Annotated in this window: 11 protein-coding genes; 3 read left to right on the plus strand and 8 right to left on the minus strand. The window is 66.3% G+C overall.

The window, feature by feature from the left end; all coding sequences use genetic code 11:
* Positions 1-71: 71 nt before the first annotated feature.
* From IT430_18650 to IT430_18680, 7 genes are all read right to left on the minus strand, one after another.
* Entirely contained in the window at positions 72-3,557 is a 3,486-nt protein-coding gene (locus IT430_18650; protein MCC6909960.1) for an efflux RND transporter permease subunit, read from the minus strand.
* Positions 3,558-3,618: 61 nt separating this feature from the next.
* Entirely contained in the window at positions 3,619-4,833 is a 1,215-nt protein-coding gene (locus IT430_18655) for an efflux RND transporter periplasmic adaptor subunit (GenBank protein MCC6909961.1), read from the minus strand.
* 169 nt (positions 4,834-5,002) lie between these two features.
* A complete protein-coding gene (locus IT430_18660; GenBank protein MCC6909962.1) occupies positions 5,003-5,404 on the minus strand; it encodes a hypothetical protein in 402 nt (133 codons plus the stop codon).
* Between the two features lie 11 nt (positions 5,405-5,415).
* Positions 5,416-5,814 (minus strand): hypothetical protein, encoded by a 399-nt coding sequence (locus tag IT430_18665; protein MCC6909963.1) that lies wholly within the window; start codon positions 5,812-5,814, stop codon positions 5,416-5,418.
* 199 nt (positions 5,815-6,013) lie between these two features.
* Positions 6,014-7,720, minus strand: a complete 1,707-nt coding sequence (locus IT430_18670; protein ID MCC6909964.1) for a hypothetical protein — start codon at positions 7,718-7,720, stop codon at positions 6,014-6,016.
* A 218-nt stretch (positions 7,721-7,938) separates the two neighbouring features.
* Positions 7,939-9,282 carry an ATP-dependent Clp protease ATP-binding subunit ClpX gene (gene clpX, locus IT430_18675; protein ID MCC6909965.1) on the minus strand — a complete coding sequence of 448 codons (1,344 nt, stop codon included), beginning with the start codon at positions 9,280-9,282 and terminating at the stop codon, positions 7,939-7,941.
* Between the two features lie 129 nt (positions 9,283-9,411).
* Positions 9,412-9,732 carry an SHOCT domain-containing protein gene (locus IT430_18680; protein ID MCC6909966.1) on the minus strand — a complete coding sequence of 107 codons (321 nt, stop codon included), beginning with the start codon at positions 9,730-9,732 and terminating at the stop codon, positions 9,412-9,414.
* Positions 9,733-9,862: 130 nt separating this feature from the next.
* Between IT430_18680 and IT430_18685 the strand changes: the two genes are divergently transcribed.
* The gene (locus IT430_18685; GenBank protein MCC6909967.1) at positions 9,863-10,732 is read left to right on the plus strand and encodes a hypothetical protein; all 870 of its coding nucleotides are present in this window, start codon (positions 9,863-9,865) and stop codon (positions 10,730-10,732) included.
* 165 nt (positions 10,733-10,897) lie between these two features.
* On the opposite strand, the gene IT430_18690 is transcribed toward IT430_18685, so the two are convergent.
* Complete coding sequence (locus tag IT430_18690; protein MCC6909968.1) at positions 10,898-13,297, minus strand: hypothetical protein; 2,400 nt, start codon at positions 13,295-13,297, stop codon at positions 10,898-10,900.
* Between the two features lie 241 nt (positions 13,298-13,538).
* Between IT430_18690 and IT430_18695 the strand changes: the two genes are divergently transcribed.
* Positions 13,539-14,105, plus strand: a complete 567-nt coding sequence (locus tag IT430_18695; GenBank protein ID MCC6909969.1) for a hypothetical protein — start codon at positions 13,539-13,541, stop codon at positions 14,103-14,105.
* Positions 14,106-14,376: 271 nt separating this feature from the next.
* The gene (gene ileS / locus IT430_18700; GenBank protein MCC6909970.1) at positions 14,377-17,337 is read left to right on the plus strand and encodes an isoleucine--tRNA ligase; all 2,961 of its coding nucleotides are present in this window, start codon (positions 14,377-14,379) and stop codon (positions 17,335-17,337) included.
* Positions 17,338-17,343 lie beyond the last annotated feature (6 nt).

The raw sequence follows: 17,343 nt of genomic DNA on the forward strand, positions 1-17,343 counted from the left end.
CAAGGGCCACACTGCGCGGAAATGACGAGACCCTGCCGGCGGGGCTCGTTCAGCGATGCGCTCGGCACCTGCTACTTGGCGACAGGCTGCGGCTCGGCTTGGCGCGCGGGGGTGGATTCATCCTCATCGGACTCGTTGCGTGGCGCGGCGGCGTGATGCGGCTGCGGGGCGGCGACGTGGAGCGTCGGCCGGCCCCATGACCCCCCCGCCGCGGCGAGCCAGTTGGTCAACCACAGCCGCGCATCGATCACGAGGCTGAACAGCATCGGCACGAGCACCAGCGTAAACAGCGTGCTCATGATCAGACCGCCGAGCATCACGCTGCCCAGGCCGCGGTACAGCTCGCTGCCCGAGCCGGGCATGACGACCAGCGGAACGGTTCCGCCGACGGTGGTCATCGCCGTCATCATGATCGGCCGCAGCCGGGTGCGGACGGACTCGGCGATGGCCTTGCGCGGCGAGAGTTTCTCGACGACGTCCTGCTCGCTCTCGCCGTAGCCATTCATGAAGTTCAGCGCCTGGTAGACGATGAGAATCGCATTGTTGACGACGGTGCCCAGGAGCATCACAAAGCCGAGCATCGTGAGGATGTCGAGGTTCTGCGTGGGCATGTACGGATCGCCCGCGGTCCAGTTGTGCACGAGGCGCAGGCCGAGGAAGCCGCCGAAGGTCGCCAGCGGCACGCTGAAGAGAATGACCAGCGGGTAGAGGAACGACTCGAAGAGCACGCACATGAGCAGGTAGTTGATGAGCAGCGCGAGGAAGAAGCGGCTCGAGAGCAGGCCGATGAGCGTGCCGTCGCCGAGCAGCGCTTTGCGCACCGACGTAAGTTTGTCCGCCGAGCCGGCGAGGTCGGTGTTCACCGTCTCGGGGATCTGTCCCTGCTGGCGGAGGTCTTCGACGATCGCGGTGATCTTGTCCATCGCCTCGCCCAGCGGAATGTCCTTGTCGGGCGTGACTTCGAGCGACACGGCCCGCTGGCGCTCGACGTGGTTGATCTGCTGAGGCGCGGTGGTGCGGACAAGCCGAGCCACCGACGCGAGCGGCACGTTCTGGCCGGTGGCCGTGGCGATGGGCGTGTCGGAGAGAGCGCTGATGTCGCGCCGGGCCCAGCGGCCGTCTTCGATCGCGTCGCCGTCGAGAACCTTGAGATCGATCGACTCGCCGCCAATGCGGAACTCGCCGATGTTGGCGCCTTCGCCCAAGGCACGCACCGCCAAGCCGACGTCGCGCGTGGACAGGCCCAGTTCGGCGGCGCGGAGGCGATCGACGATGACGTTGACCTGCGGCGCGGCGATCTGGAAGTTGCCCGGCTGGCTCTGCACTTTGCCGTAACCGAATTCCTGGTTGAACAGGTTGAACGCAGCGCCCGCGGCGGCGTTCACCTGATCGATGTCTTCGCCGGAGAACTCGACGTCAATCGACGATCCGCTCGAACCCGAAAGGCGGAACAGCGGCGCCTGGAATGCAAAGCCGGTGACGCCGGGAAGATTTTCAGCGCGCGTGGCGTGGTTGAAGAGCGTGGCGACATCGACGACGCGTTTGCCGTCATCGCTCACGCCGCCATGAAACATGAAGCCGTTGAACGCAACGAAGAAGTAATTCTGCAGCGACGGCGGACGGACCGGCGGGCCGGGCTGGCCGGTGGCCCAGCTGAAAGTCGGGATCGGCGGCAGTTGTTCGAGCGCTTTTTCATAGGCCTGCGGATCGCCCTTGAGTTCGCCGGCCTCCCAGAAGGGACGAATCTCGGCCTCGACTCGCGCGCCCAGCTCGGCCTGTTTGTCGAGGTTGTAGCCCGGCGGGGGCACGAGCATGCCAAAGACGAGGTTGCGATTGCCCTTGGGCAGGTAGTCGGTCGGGGGCATGAGCGCGATGCTGCCCCAGATCGAGCCGACGGCGAAGAAGATGACGATGGCGACGCGCGCGATGATGCTGCCGCACAGCGCGTAAACGAGCCGGCCCAGCGCGCCGCTGATGCCGCGCGGCTCGTCGGCGGCGGGCTTGTTCGATGCGGTGTTGCGGCGCTTGGCCATGCCGGAACCGAGCGAGAGCCAGATCGCCGCGGCGCAGGGCACGACGGTGATCGAGACGACCAGGCTCAACGCCACGGCCGAGCAGATCGCCAGCACGATGTCGCGGAACAGTTGCCCCGCATCTTCCTTGATGAACAGCACGGGGATGAACACAACGATGGTGGTGAGCGTCGAGGCGAGCACCGCCCCCCACACCTCGCGTGGCGCACGGTAGGCGGCCTGGCGCGGCGTGGCGCCCATCTCGATGTGCCGGTAGATGTTCTCCAGCACCACGATCGAATTGTCCACGACCATGCCTACGGCAAACGCGAGGCCGGCCAGGCTGATCACGTTGAGGTTGCGCCCCATCGCGACCATGGCCACAAACGTGCCGATGACCGAAATGGGAATCGCCAACGCGATGATGCCCACCGAACGAACGGAGCGCAGGAACAGCAGCAGCGTGATCACAGCTATGGCGCCGCCGATGTAGATGTTGCTCGTCACCAGGCCGATTGCCTGGTCGATGTACACGGTCTGGTCATAGACCTGGCGGAGCTGGAGCGGCTGGCTCAGGCCGAGTTTACGCGACTGGACTTCGAGCAGGCCGCCGGGCTGGTTGAGTTGCGCGATCGACTGCTGCAAGCCATCCATCACTTCGATGACGTTCGACCCGACCTCGCGCTGGGCGTTGATCGCGATGACGACGTTGCCCTTGGAGTGCACGAACGAGGACGGCTTCTTGTACGTCATGACGACGTCGGCCACGTCGCGGACGTAGATCGGCCCGCCGGCGTCGCGCGTGATGACCGTCTGCTCGACGTCTTCGACGGTGCGGTAGCGGCCGACGGTGCGGAGCGTGATGCTCGCCTTGCCTTCTTCCATGGAGCCGGCGGAGAGATCGACGTTTTCGCGGCGAAGCGCATCGAACAGGTCGCCGTAGGTCAGCGCGTGCTGGGCGAGGCGCACGGGATCGGTGCGCACCTGCACCTCGCGCTCGAGCCCGCCGAGCACGTTGACCGTGGACATGCCCGGCACGCGCTCGAAGGCGGTCTTGATGTTGTCTTCGGCGAAGTCCTGAAGCGTGCGGATGTTGAAATCCGCATCGTCCGTCTCGAAGATGATCCACGCGATGTAGTCGCGGTTCATCGGGTCGGAGGCTTCGATGACCGGCTCATCGACGCCTTCGGGATAACTCGACACTTCGCGGAGCTTGTCAGACGCTTCGCGCAGCGCCGCGTCCTTGTCGGTCCCGACTTCGAATTCGAGCGTGATCTGGCCGTTGCTCTCGCGGCTCTGGCTCGTCATCTTGCGCAGCCCGGAGAGCCCCTTGAGCTTGTCCTCCTGCTTTTCGATGATGTCCTGCTCGACCTCCTGCGGGCTTGCGCCTTCCCAGAAAGTGGAGATCGTGACGACCGTTGAATCGACGTTGGGCGTCAACTGAATCGGGATCGTGTTCAGCGCGAGCACGCCAAACAGGAGAATGAGCAGCACGCCGACCACGACGGCGACGGGCTTCTCAATGCTGGCTCGAATGATGTCCATACGTGTTCCGTTGCTGCTGCGCGAGCGCAACCGGCGCCGCCGCCGGTGCGGTCTGTTTCTCTCAGTTGGAAGGGGCGGACGGCGATGCGGTTGCACCCGCCGCCTCGGCCTCGTTGCGCACGATCATCACCTTGGCCGTGGGATAGAGTTTTTCATTGCCCTCGGTTACAAGCAGCACGTCCTCCTCGAGGGGACCGCTGACGACGAAGCGCCCGATTCCCGCGCTTGAGCGGATGTCGATGTTTACCGGATACGCCGCGCCATCGCGCACGGCGTAGACATAGGGCCCCGTCGGCGACATAAGCACCGCATCGCGCGAAACGGTCAGCGCTTCATCAAACTCCTTGGACGGCACCCAGCCCTTCACCGCCATGCCCGGCTTATAGCGGCCGTCTTCGTTCTCGAGCGCGACCTTGACCGGATAGGTCCGGGCCCGTGGATCGCCGATGGGCACGATCGCTCGGATCGAGCCGATCACGGCGTCTTCGAACGCCGCAGGCAGGATCTCGAGGCTCATGCCCACGCTCAACTGCGAGACGAGCGACTCGGGCACGTCGAGCACGGCATCGACCTGGCCGAGTTCGACGAGTTCGGCGATGTCGCCGCCCACGCCGACCCACTGGCCGACTTCAGCGAGCTTGATGACGATCACGCCGTCGAAGGGCGCGAGGATGGTCTTGTTTTCGAGGCGCTGCGTGATGAGATCGATCCGCGCCTGGGCGAGGCGGACACTCTCCTGCGCCTGGCGCAGGGCCGCGCGTTCGGCGAGGGCCTCGCTGCGCTTGTCGGAGATTTCCTTGGGCTGGGCGGCGCCGCGAGCCTGCAGTTCCTCGAGCGACTGGAGATCGGCATCGGCCCACTCGCTGCGGGCCCGATGTTCATCAACGCTCGCCTGGGCCTCGGCCAGTTCGGCTTCCTGCTCGCGCAGGTTGAGTTCGAGTATGGCCGAGTCGAGCTCGGCAAGCACTTCGCCGGCCTTGACCGTATCACCCGCGTCAAAGGGCACGCGGAGGACGATGCCGGGCTCTTCGGAAGCGACCGTCGAGCGGCGCCGGGCGGCGATCTCGCCCGTGATGCGGTGCATGCGCGTGACCGACTCGCGGCGGACGGGATCGACCGCCACGGGCGAAGCGGGCTGGGCCAGCGCGGCCGGCGCCAGCAAGGCCGTGGCAAGAAGCGCAAACAAAAGCCTGGGAAGCGTCCGCGGGCGCGCCGCGGGCGTCGGGTCATACTGCATTCCGGATGTCCTCCGCTGCCGATCGGGCAGCCGCTGCATTGGCCCAATCATATGGGGTCCGCCAAGGGCCCATCCGCCGGGCGGGTGAAAAGCCACAACCCGCCTGAGAACGGCGGGTTGGGAAGGTTGAGATGCGGCGGGGAACAGGACCTTCAACGGGGCCCGGGACCGCTGCGTGCGCGGCCAGGCGGCGCCGGCCTGTCCGGGATCAGTGCGGTATTTGCACGACGTTGCTCGTTTGACAGCTTGCGTCCGGATAGTTCAGCGTCTGCAGATAGCCGCCGCAGGCGCGCGGGCCGGCGGTTCCTTCGAAGAAGGCGAATCCGTTTTCATCCGCCCGTGCTGCCGTCGCAATCTGCAGCCCGTGCCAGTTCAGACCGAGTCTTGTTCCCGCGCACCAGTGGCCGAAGGGAAGGACATAGGAGCCGCTCATCGGAGCGAACAGCAGCAGAACGGACCGATCCGGCCGCACTCCACGGACATCAGCGAGCACGAAGCCCGGGCACGAGCCTTCGAGCGTCAGCACCGGCTGCGCTGTCGCCGGCGCGCTCCAAATGGCCAGGGACGCCGCCGCGATGAGCACGAGTTGGAATGCACGATTCGCTTTCATGGCCGTTCCTCCTATCGTGGGATCCGCACGACGTTGCTGATCTCGCAGCCACCGCTTGGATAGTTCAGTGTCTGGAGAAATCCGCCGCACGCCAGCGAGTTCACTTCGCCTTCAAAGAGCGCCACTCCGTTCTGATCCGCCACGACTCCCGCGACTTGCCGCAGCCCTCGCCAACCAAGCCCGAGTTGAACGCCCTGACACCAGTTGCCGCGCGGCAGCACAAAAGTCCCTTCGTGAGGCGCGAAGAGGAGAAGAATGAACTTCTCAGGCCGTGCATTTCGAACTTCCGCCCGCAGCAGACCCGGGCATTCACCTTCGAGAGTGAGAACGGGCTGCGCCAGACCCGAGCGCGCCGGAGCCAGCACCGTTGCCAGACTCGCGACGACGGCGGTCAGGACTCTCGTGAACATGGCTGAAACCTCTTTGGGCCGATGTTACATGATATGAGTATGCCGCCGGCGCATCGGACCTGCTATGAGAAAGTCGCCCTGATCTGGCGCTTTCATGGCGACCTCATGAGATTCGGCGGCGAACCGTCTGCGCGCGAAGAAAAACCGGGGCGGCGCTGAGCCTTGCCCCGGCTTGATTTCGACGATCGTTTCCGGCGCGCTACTGCACCTGCGTGGCCACGACATTGCTTGCCTGGTTGTACTGCGCGGCCTGGAACCACACGCTGGCCCCGGAAGATCCCCGTGGAATGGGCAGCGTCCAGACCGCGGTGCCCGCCGGATCGCTGACCGCCACGCCCCCCGCCTGCCGCGGGTTCTGCAGCGAGAGCGTTACATTGAGGAATGGGACAAAGAGGTTGCTCGTCCCGGACGTGCTGTACCCGAGGTAGCAGTCGGAGGAGGGCTCCACGTTGGAGAAGGTAAAGGTCGCGGGCTGACCGGGCAGGAGCGGGTCAGGATTGACGACGAGCAGCGGTGGCGGCGCGGTGGTGTACTTGGCGACGAGCGAGTCGGTTCCTGTGCCGATACCGACCGAAGAGCCGCAGACCACGACGCGTCCCAGATCATCCACGTCCACGGCGGACCAGAAGTCGTCCGCGTGGGCGGGGCCGTCGGTGATCACGGTGTCGAGCAATTGCCCGTCGGGTGAATACTTGAGCAGCCAGGCGTCGTCGCCGCGGCCATAGCCGTACCAGCCGAAGCCGGCGACGAGCAGGTTGCCGTCGGCGTCGAGGGCGAGGTCGTTGCCCCAGTCGTCGCCGAACCAGTCGCTGCGGAAGATCTGCGCCCAGGCGAGGTTGCCATTGCTGTCCCAGTGGACGGTGCCGGCGTCGTTTTCGCCGCCCGTGGTCATGGTTGAGCCGGAGACGTAGGCGCCGCCGGCGCCATCGGGCAGGACGAGCCAGCTGTAGTGATAGCCGCTGTTGCCGCCGTAGCGTCCTTCCCACTGGAACGACCCGTTGGTGTCGTACTTGACAGTGCAGTATTCAAAGTCGCTGTTAAGGAAGGCGGAATCGGAGATGCCGGTGGCAAAGACGTTTTCGGAGCCGTCGATGGAGATGGCGTAGAGCGATTCGTCGCCGTGGTACTGGCTGTCGAAGAGTCGGGACCAGAGGAGGTTGCCGGCGGGGTCATACTTGAGCAGGCCGTAGTCGCGATCTCCGTTGTTGTTGCTCACGTCGCCGCCGACGTAGGCGTTGCCCGATGGCGAGACCGCGATCACCCAGCCGTAGGAATTGTCCAGCGGGCCCCGGAAAGTCCGCACCCACAACTGGCTGCCGGCGGCGGAGTACTTGATCGTGACGTATTCCCAGTACCCGTCGGCGGCGTACTGATAGCCGGTCACATAGACACGGCCGGCGGCATCGAGGCCGACCGCTTCGATCCCGAAGGTCTCGTCGTCGCCGTTTCCGGGCCCGTTGTAACGGCGCGCCCACGTGAGCTGACCGCTGGGATCGTACTTGAGCGTCGTGATGTCGCTGTCGCCGCCGACTCCCGCAGACGAGCCGCAGATGATGATGTTGTCGTTGGCGTCGATGGCGAGGCTTCCGAAGAACTCGTAGCCGTGGCCGGGGCCGTCGTAAGTCTGCGTCCACAGCAGGCGACCAGTGCGGTCGTACTTGCGCAGCAGCACGTCGTAATCCGTGGCGGGGTCGTAGGCCCAGCCAACGGTCACGGCATTACCCTGGCTGTCGATCTTCACGTTGAAATCGACTTCCTCCTGACCCGCGCCGTTGTCGGTGCGGGTCTGCCAGACCGTCCTCCACTGCGCCAATGAAGACGAGGCGGCGGCAAGGACAGCGCCGACCGCGAGCGCGCGCACGAACCACCTTCCCGCAAGGGGATGACTCTTCTCTCTCCTGAACATGGTTTTGCTTCCTGATTGTTCGGGGCGCGGCCGGCCGGTGCGGTCGAGCGCGCTCCTCAGCCACACATCCAAACCCTCGCCGCGTCCGCGCGGCGAGACAGACGACGCATGAAGATACGTCGGTGTCCGCATCGAGACAACGCCCGCGCGTGTGAGAAACGGACGAGGCGGCCGACGTGCGGCCGCCTCAGTGTGGCAAGTGTCGATGCGAGCGCGGCTTACGCCGATTCCTTCTTGCGCTTGGTGGTGAGCTGGGCGAGGGTGTACTTCGCGTCGATCGCGGGGCGGTCGATGATGTAGGTCACGCCCTCGGAGTCGGCGTCGGGCAGGTCGTACATGAGATCGAGCATGACCTCCTCGAACACGGCTCGCAGGGCGCGGGCGCCGGTCTGGCGGGCCATGGCCCGCTCGGCGAGGCAGCGCATCGCGTCGTCGGTGAACTCCAGTTGCGCGCCTTCCAGCGTGAACAGGTGCTGGTACTGCTTGATCAGCGCGTTCTTGGGCTCGGTCATGATCTGAATGAGCGCATCGAAGTCCAGCGGCAGCAGCGGCGTGATGACCGGCAGGCGGCCGACGAGTTCGGGAATGAGGCCGAACTCGAGCACGTCGTCGGCGGTCACCTGCTTCATGAGCGCTGCCTTTTCGTCGATGGCGCGCTGCTCATCGACTCCCTGATCGGCGCTGAAGCCGATGCGCCGCTTGCCCAGGCGCTTCTTGACGATCTCGTCGATGCCGACGAACGTGCCGCCGACGACGAAGAGGATGTTGGTCGTGTCGATCTGGATGTACTGCTGCTCGGGGTGCTTGCGGCCGCCCTGAGGAGGCACGTTGGCAACGGTGCCTTCGAGCATCTTGAGCAGGCTCTGCTGCACGCCCTCACCGGACACATCACGCGTGATCGAGACGTTGTGGCTGGTCTTGCCGATCTTGTCGATCTCGTCGATGTAGATAATGCCGCGCTGCGCCGCCTCGACGTCGTAGTCGGCGGCCTGGAGGAGCTTGAGCAGCAGGTTCTCAACGTCCTCGCCGACGTAGCCCGCTTCGGTGAGCGTGGTGGCGTCGCCGATGGCAAACGGGACGTTGAGCATGCGCGCCAGCGTGCGGGCCAGCAGCGTCTTACCCGAGCCGGTGGGCCCGATGAACAGGACGTTGCTCTTGTCGATCTCGATGCCAGTGTCCTTGTCGAGCTGGCTGAGGCGCTTGTAGTGGTTGTGGACGGCGACAGAGAGGGCCTTTTTGGCCTCGATCTGGCCGATCACGTACTGGTCGCAGAACTCTTTGATCTGGCGGGGGCTGGGGATGGTGGAAAACGTCTGCCGACCGGCGGACATGCGCCGCCGCTCCTGCCGAAAGATGTTCTGGCAGAGGTCCACGCAGTTGGAGCAGACGTAGACGTCGTTAGGCCCCTCGACCATGGGGCCGACTTCGCGCGAGGTCTTGCCGCAGAACGAGCAGGTGGTGACCCGCCGGCCCCGGAAGCCGCTCTTGCTGTCTGCGCCATCGCCGGCCTGACGGTTGTTTGGGTCAGTCCCGCCGGAGTCGCCATCCCGATTCTTGGCCATTGATCCACGTTCCCCTTGTCTGTAACTGCAACCGATCGCGTTATTTGCCGCAAGGCGCAGAGCCTGAGAGTTTATCGTCGAGCCGGGCCCTTCTCTTCAACGCTCGCCACAGAGCATCAGGGCCGGCGTTCATTTCTTCCCCTTGCGGGCAGTGTCCGATAGCCCGCGCGAAACCGACGCGTATGGGGCCGCATCAGTTGTCTGTGCCGCGTGTCCAAGAGCGACGGCCCGGGCCGCCTGGTATTCCTCCTCGGTCAGGTCGCCGCGCGATCGCATCTCGCGGAGATCCTGAAGCGTAAAGGCGGGCGCGGCGCCGTTTTCATCCGTCCGCAGTGCCCTCCGCACCATTACTACGACGAACGCGGCAGCGAGGATCAGGGCCGCGAGCACACCGAGCCACAAAGCAATGGCTGGCCAGTCGATGCGATGCGCCGCCGCGAGTATCGCCATCAACCAAGTCTAAACTGAAGCGGGCGACAAACAAGCGCCGTTATTGATGGAATCGCCTGTAGCCGCGGTTTTGCGGCCGCTAGGATTTCATTGGGCCGTCGGGAGGCCGTGGAGCCCGCAGGAGCACGCCATGTTTTCAGACTTTCGATTCAGCCGCATTCATCTTGCCTGCCTCGGCCTGGCGCTGCTCTGCACGGCTGGTTCCGTCCTTGCGCAGGACCAGCCTGCGACGCCGCCCGCTGAGAAGCCGGCGGAGCAGACCGAGCCGAGCGAGCCGCCGCCGCAGCGCTCCATCGAGGAGATCCGTCGCCAACTCGAGCGGGACGATCCGACGAACCCGACCACGCGCGTGGAAGCGCCGCGCGAGGCGGCGGCGATCGAGTTCGACCCCCTCCTGCCGCCGCGCGGCCGGCTGCTGCCCGAGGGATCCTATCTCATGTCGCGCACCGGCGTGCTCACGCGCACTGAGTCGCTGGGCGTGCTGCACTTTCTTCCCGATGCCGATCCGAATCGGCCGCGCCAGCAGAACCAGGCGATGATGCTCATGCCCAGCCGCGTCACCGAGCGCATCGAGGCGAACCTGAACGAGGTCGCCACGAGCGGGCCGGTGGAGATCTCGGGGCGGGTGTACGCCTACGAAGGCCGCAACTACTTCATGCCCACGACCAACCCGTTCCGCACAGGCACGATGGTCACTACGAATCATGCGGACCTCGTGCGCGAGGGGGCGTTCATCGTCTCGCGCGCCGGGCGCATCAGCCGCTCGGACACCGGCGGCGAGTGGATGGTGACGTTTGACTCGGACAGCAGCGGACTGATGGATCCGCCGATGGTGCTGCTGCCCTGCCGACTGCTCGAGCGCCTGGTGCGCGTGGCGCAGTCTGAAGGCGATGCGGCGCGGATCATCATCTCCGGCCAAGTGTACGCGTACCACAACGTGAACTACCTGCTGCCGACGGTGATGCTGCGGCCGGTCGCGAGTGAGAATCTATCGCCGTAAGTTCACGTGGCATGGCGTGGCGATTCCCTGAACCGAGCGTGTCGAAGTCGCGTTGCGATGCCGAGAGCCGGTGAGCCGGAAAGCGATCGCAGCAACACGCTCGACTGGATGTCTGCCTGCGCAGGCATGACGGGCCGACCCCGCAGCGGCGCACGCCGGAGCCGATCACCCGAAGAGACGCGCGCGGATAATGGCGAGTTGGTCGCCTTGCGCATCGGCGTGCTTCGCGCCGCTTTGGCGCCAGGCGCGGAGGTGATGATCAAACGTGCCGCGACTGAGCAGCAGGCCCGCTGCATTGATGCGGCCGCTGCGCACGGCGAGGGCGTCGAGCAGGCGGCGCTGCCGGCGGCTCAGGCCAAGCCCGGCCGCGACGGCGCGGTACGCCGGACCGTGACGGCGGGCATCGCGAACGCTCCAGCGCAGCGCCATGAGAGTCGCACCTATGACGCCGGCGCCAAGCAGCACCACGCCCAGTGCGCTCCACGACAGCCACGGCCAGTCTGATTCGCGTCCGACAAACGATCGCGAGATGTCTTCGAGGCGCGAGGACTGCGCCAGGGACACCGGCATGAGCGGCAGCGCGACCAGGCGCGAAAGGGGCCCGGCCGCCGCCGGCGCGGCTGCGTTTGCTGGATGAAGCGCAACGACCTCGCGAGGCGTGACCTCCCGCTCCGCGGGCCCGGCGTCTTGAGCAGACTGCTGCGGCGCGGGTCGATGTGCCGTCATCGCGGCCAGCAGGCGGCGGGCAGTGCGGCGGGCGCGCTCGCGCACCGGGCGGCTCGCATCGCGCCGGGCCAGCTCGGCCACGCGCGTGGCGCAGGGCGTCAGCGCCGACACCTCCGCCGCCCACAGGGCGCTGAGACGGTGCAGCGGCCGCGGATCGCCGAGCATCTGCTCAAGCCGCGCTGCCGCGGCGTCGCGGTCGATGCGGGCGATGGCGGCGATGGCGTTGGCGCGAGGGCGGTTGTCGGGCGCCTTGCAGAGTTGCTCGAGCACGTCGCGGCAGGTTTCGATCAGCGGCGGAGCCAGAACTTCGATCGCATTGGCGCGCGTGCGCACGTCGGCGTGGCGCAGGCCGGCAAGCACGGCCTGGCGCGAGGAGTCGCTGTCGATCGCGCCCAGCGCCTTGACCGCAGTGGCGCAGAGGCGCACGTCGGCGCCGCGCGTGAGCGCGAGCAGTTCGAGTTCGATCTCGGGGAGGATCTGCAGATCGCCGGCCAGGCGGATGGCGCGGAGGCAGGTCTCGCGCTGCCGGGCGCTGAGGCGGCGGCGGATTTCGCTGATGATCGCCTCGGGCTGTTCGCGCATGAGCAGGCGCGCCGCGAGTCGCTGCTCGACGCGCGGGCCGCTGCCGGACCAGTACGACCACATCGATTCGAAGTCGGCGCGATTGGAATGCGCCGCGGCGATGGTGCGCACGCTGCGGTGCGGGCCGCGGAGCAGTTGGCGCAGCGTCTCGGCGAGGCCCGCCACGCGCCGCCGGATGCAGTGCCGCACGGCCAGCGCCGCCAGGCGCTCGTCTTCATCAAAGCAGAATCGCATCGCGACGGCGTCGGCTCGCCCATCGCGCAAATTCGCCAGGGCCCGGAACGCCGCCAGGCGGGCGCGCGGCGTGCGAAACGCGAGGCCGTCGGACAGCCGCATGATCCGCTGCTCGTCGGATATGGGCACGGTCATGATCCACTCGGGCAGCGCGGCTTGAGCCGCGGCATCGAGTTCAAGTGCGATGGCCGAAGGCGGCGCCGCAGGCCGGCGCGGATCGAGCCGCCGCAGCCGCGCCTGCTGTTGCGGCAGGTGGAGCAGGTGGGCGCGATCGGCGATCATCGCGGCGAAATGGGGCGTCGGAGCGAGGCGGGCGATGTGTTCAAGCGCCTGCGAGCCGAGCGAATCGATTCCCAGCCACGTCAGCAGATGCGGCGCGAGCTGCTCTTCGGGCAGGCGCTTCATGAAGCCGCGCATCGCCATGTGGGTTGGATGATCGCGATCGGCCATCCAGCGTCGCAGCGCCGGCCCCGGCGTGGCGATGAAGCGCGCCGCCGCGACGAGCACCGCCGTCTGCCGGTGCTTCGGATAGGCGTCGAGCGCCTCGGCCAGGGCTTCGTCGAGCCGCTGGGCATCGGCCTTGCGGGCCCTCTCATCGGACCCCCGGCCGAGGTGGAGCAGCGTGAGGCGATCGATCGCTTCGGCCGCCGCCCGGCTCACGAGCGGGTCGTGGTGCGTGAGATTCTTCACCGCCTCGTCGAGTCCGCGAATCTGACCTGCTCGTCCGATCAACATTAATGCATTTCGGCGCTGGACCGGTTCGGCCGCCTCGGCCGCGGCGGCGATGGCGGCCGGCGCGCCCCCGGCCAGGTCGGCGGTGCGGCGGCGCAGGTCATCATCGAGGTCGTGCCAGCGCCGGATGAGCACCCCCACGGCCTCGCTACATGGCCGCTGCAGCAGCGCGTCTGCAAGTGCCGGACATTCGTCCACTTCCGCGTGCTCGAGCGCATCGGCCAGCGCGGCGACGGCGGCGGCATCGCTCAGGCGGTTCACGTGGCGCAAGCGGTGCTCAAGAGGCGGCATGCTGCTTTCCGTCTGGTGAATGTCCCGATTCGGCCGGATCGAATCGACCCGATTCATCCCGCACCGATCAGTCGTCCATCGGCCAGTCGTGTGCAACCTCTGCAAGACTTGACGGTTGTCCTGTGCAGATCGACGCCGTACGACTGATCCATGAAATCGATTGCCGGGAAGTGAAGGGCCGGGGGGGAAAGCGGGAATCAGATTGGGGAGATGGGGATTTCCTCTGTTGAAAGGAGCCGACATGAGCACACTGTCTCCGCGGGCGCTGGCGTCGCTGCAGGCCTACCGGCTCATGCTCTTTTCCCGCGCCGTGCATCCGGAGTTCTTCGAGATCCGCAAGCGCCGCGCCAGTCGCTCGCACCAGTATGAACTCGACACCTGGCTGGCGCGCGGCGCGCACGTGATCACCTTCACGCACGGCGGCGAGCACATCGTCGAAGTGCTGACGCCCAACGAGCCCGCAGTGCCCCGGCGCGGCGTGGTCGAGTCGCTGCCCTGCGCCGGCGAGCGCGAGCACGAGTCGCGCTTCGGCGGGCGGCTGAACTACATCACCAGCGTGCAGACCGAAATCGTCTCCGAAAACCTCTATCGGGCGACGCTGCGCGAGATGCACGAGCACGCCGTCGAGAACAAGTCGCTCATGCACCGCTGGCGCGAGGATGACAGCCGCGCCGACAGCCTCTCGGTGCTCGACGTGCAGTGCTACCCGTGGGAGGTCCACGCCCAGGCCTGGCATCTCGACGCCGGTTGCGGCCTGGTCCTGCGCTCGCAGGCGATCTTCGAGGTCTTGGCGCAGCAGGGTGAGTGAGCGACGTGCCCGTCCTGTTGAAACTGGCGACTTGATCCTTTTCTGCCGATGAATACACTCGATCGACCATGAAGCCCCTGACCGCCGCCATCTCGATTCGCATCGGCATTACCATGCCCCACTGAGGCGGCGGGGAATCGGCGCGGCTCTGGCGAGCACCAGCAACAACCGATTTCAGGCCCCGCCTCCGGTGGGGCCTGTTGCGTTTGAACCGGTAGACTTGCACCCACGAGTTGACCGCCTGCGGTCGCTTTTTCGAGAGAATTCAGCCATGAGCAGCGAATCGTCCAGTCCCGCCTCCGCCAAGGCCCCGAGCGACAAGCCGTCCTACAAGCAGACGCTCAATCTGCCCAGGACAGCGTTTCCGATGAGGGCCAACCTGGTTCAGAACGAGCCCGCCAGCATGAAGCGGTGGGACGGCATGCGCCTCTACGATGCCCTGCGGCAATTGTCCGCCGACGAAAGGCGCGACCTCTGGTCCTTCCACGACGGCCCGCCTTACGCCAACGGCTCAATCCACCTCGGCCACCTGCTCAACAAGGTGCTCAAGGACTTCGTCGTCCGCACCCGGACGATGCAGGGGCGAGACGTGGCATACGTGCCCGGCTGGGACTGCCACGGCCTGCCCATCGAGCACAAGGTGATGACCGAACTCGTCGAGTCGGGCAAGGCCGCCAAACTCGACACGCTCAGCGATGACGACCGGCGCATGGCAGTGCGGTGCGAGTGCCGCAAGTACGCCGAAAAGTTCATCAAACTGCAGACGGGGCAGATGAAACAACTTCTGACCGTCGCTGACTATGACCATCCGTATCTGACCATGCAGCCCGAGTATGAGGCGGCGACGCTCGAGGTCTTCGCCGACCTCGTCGAGCACGGGCTGGTCTATCGCGCGCTCAAGCCGGTGCACTGGTCGATCGCCAACCAGACCGCGCTGGCCGAGGCGGAACTTGAGTACTACGACCGGCAGGACCTGTCGGTGTACGTGTGGTTTGAGGTCGAAGATGTCGCAGGGCTGCTCAAGGCGTTCGGCCTGGCTGGCAAGGATCCGAAGGAGTTCGCCGATCTCAGGCCGTCGCAGATGATTTGGACGACCACGCCGTGGACGCTGCCGGCGAATCTCGCGGTGGCGGTGCACCCGCGCTACGAATACGTTCTGGCGATGATGGGCGGGCGGCCGACGGTGGTCGCGGCCGAGCTGTATGCCAAGGTCAAGGCGTTGCGGGAGAAGAACAGCGCGCACGGCAGCGCTGAACTCGGTCGCTGCAAGGGCGCCGACCTGGTCGGGCTCACCTATCGCCATCCGTTCTGCCCGCGCGTCTCGCCGGTGGTTTCGGCCGAGTACGTCACGCTCGAAGACGGCACCGGCCTGGTGCACACGGCGCCGGGGCACGGGGCCGAAGACTTCCAGACCGGCCACGCCAATGGGCTCGACATCTACTGCCCGGTGCGCGCCGACGGTACCTACGACGAGACGGTGCCGGACTGGCTGCGCGGCATGGACATCTGGAAGGCGAACGACGCCATCGCCGCACGCCTGACCGAGAGCGGAGCGATGTACTTCTCGCACAAGTTCACGCACTCGTACCCACACGACTGGCGCGGCAAGACGCCGGTGATCTTCCGCGCCACCGAGCAGTGGTTCGCGGCCGTGGATAAGCCGCGCGCCGGCGATGTCGATCTGCGCACGCTGGCGCTGGACCAGACGCGCGATGACGTAAAGTTCTACCCAGAGTGGGGCCGCAACCGCATGCGCGGCATGCTCGAATCGCGCCCCGACTGGTGCCTGAGCCGGCAGCGCGCGTGGGGATTGCCGATCCCTGCGTTCTTCGACGCCGACGGCAACTACCTGCTGACCAGGCGCAGTGTGCTGTGCGTCGCGGAAAAAGTCCGCGCTAAGGGCAGCGATGCGTGGTTCACGATGAGCGCAGCGCAACTGCTTGAAGGCTACGACCCCGCGAGCGATCCTGATGCGCCGCCAGCGCTTAAAGCCCATGCGTGGCAAAGCCTGAGTGAGGCTCTGCGCAAATCCAGCGACATCTTCGACGTCTGGTTCGAATCCGGCTGCTCGTGGCACGCGGTGATGGATCAGCGCGGCCAGGCCGATCTTGCGCACGGCAAGAGCGTCGAACTCTACCTCGAAGGCTCCGACCAGCATCGCGGCTGGTTCCAGGTGTCGCTGCTGACCGCTCTGGGCGCCACGGGGCGCGCTCCTTTCAAGGCACTGCTCACCCACGGCTTTACCGTTGACAAAGACGGCAAGAAGATGAGCAAGAGCCTGGGAAACACCATCGAAGTCGAAGACCTGCTTAAGAAGTACGGCGCCGACGTCTGCCGCTGGTGGGTCGCGTCGATCAACTTCGAGGGCGACATCAAGGTCGATTACTCGCTCTTTGACGTCGCCGGCGAGTCGTATCGTAAGGTGCGCAATACGCTGCGCTTCCTGCTGAGCAACCTCGACGACTACACACCGGCCGAGCAGCGCGAGACGATGCCCGGCGCCAGTCTCGATGCTTGGGTGCTCGGCGAGTACAACCGCATGTCGCAGAAGGTGCGCGCTGCGTACGACCGCTACGACTTCCGTGCGGCTCACAGCGCGCTCTACGACTTCTGCAATGACACGCTCAGCGCCGTCTACCTCGCCGCGACCAAGGACCGGCTCTATTGCGATCGGCCCGACAGCGTGCGCCGGCGGCGGACGCAGCGGGCGATGTGGGAGTTGTGCGACGGGCTGTGCCGACTGCTGGCGCCCATCCTGCCGCACACGGCTGACGAAGCGTACCGCTCGCTCTGGAAAGTCGATGCAAAAGACACCTCGCGCTGCGTGCAGCTGACGACGTACATCGAGGCGTTCGACGTCGCGGCGGATGCGGCCTGGCCCCAGGTCATGGCCGCGCGCGAGGCAGCGCAGCAGACGCTTGAAGCAGCGCGGGCGGCGCAGGTGATCGAGAATCCCCTCGACGCCGAGGTGCACGTGGAAAACGCCGACGGCGCCCTGGCGGCGTTCGCCACCCGCTTTGCCGACGCGACGGGCGACTCATTCGAGGCTGAATTCGCCGACCTGCTAGGCGTGAGCCGCGTGAAGTTCGTCGGTGCGGGCGCAGCAAGCGTCGTCTCGCTCGTCGATGAGCCTCGCTGCGAGCGAAGCTGGAAGCGCGATGGCTCCGTGAAGCAGCGAAGCGACGGCGGCTGGCTGACGGACCGCGACGCCCAGGCTGTCGGCGTGGCGTAGCGGCTT

This window comes from Phycisphaerales bacterium (assembly GCA_020852515.1).
GTDB lineage: Bacteria > Planctomycetota > Phycisphaerae > Phycisphaerales > UBA5793 > UBA5793.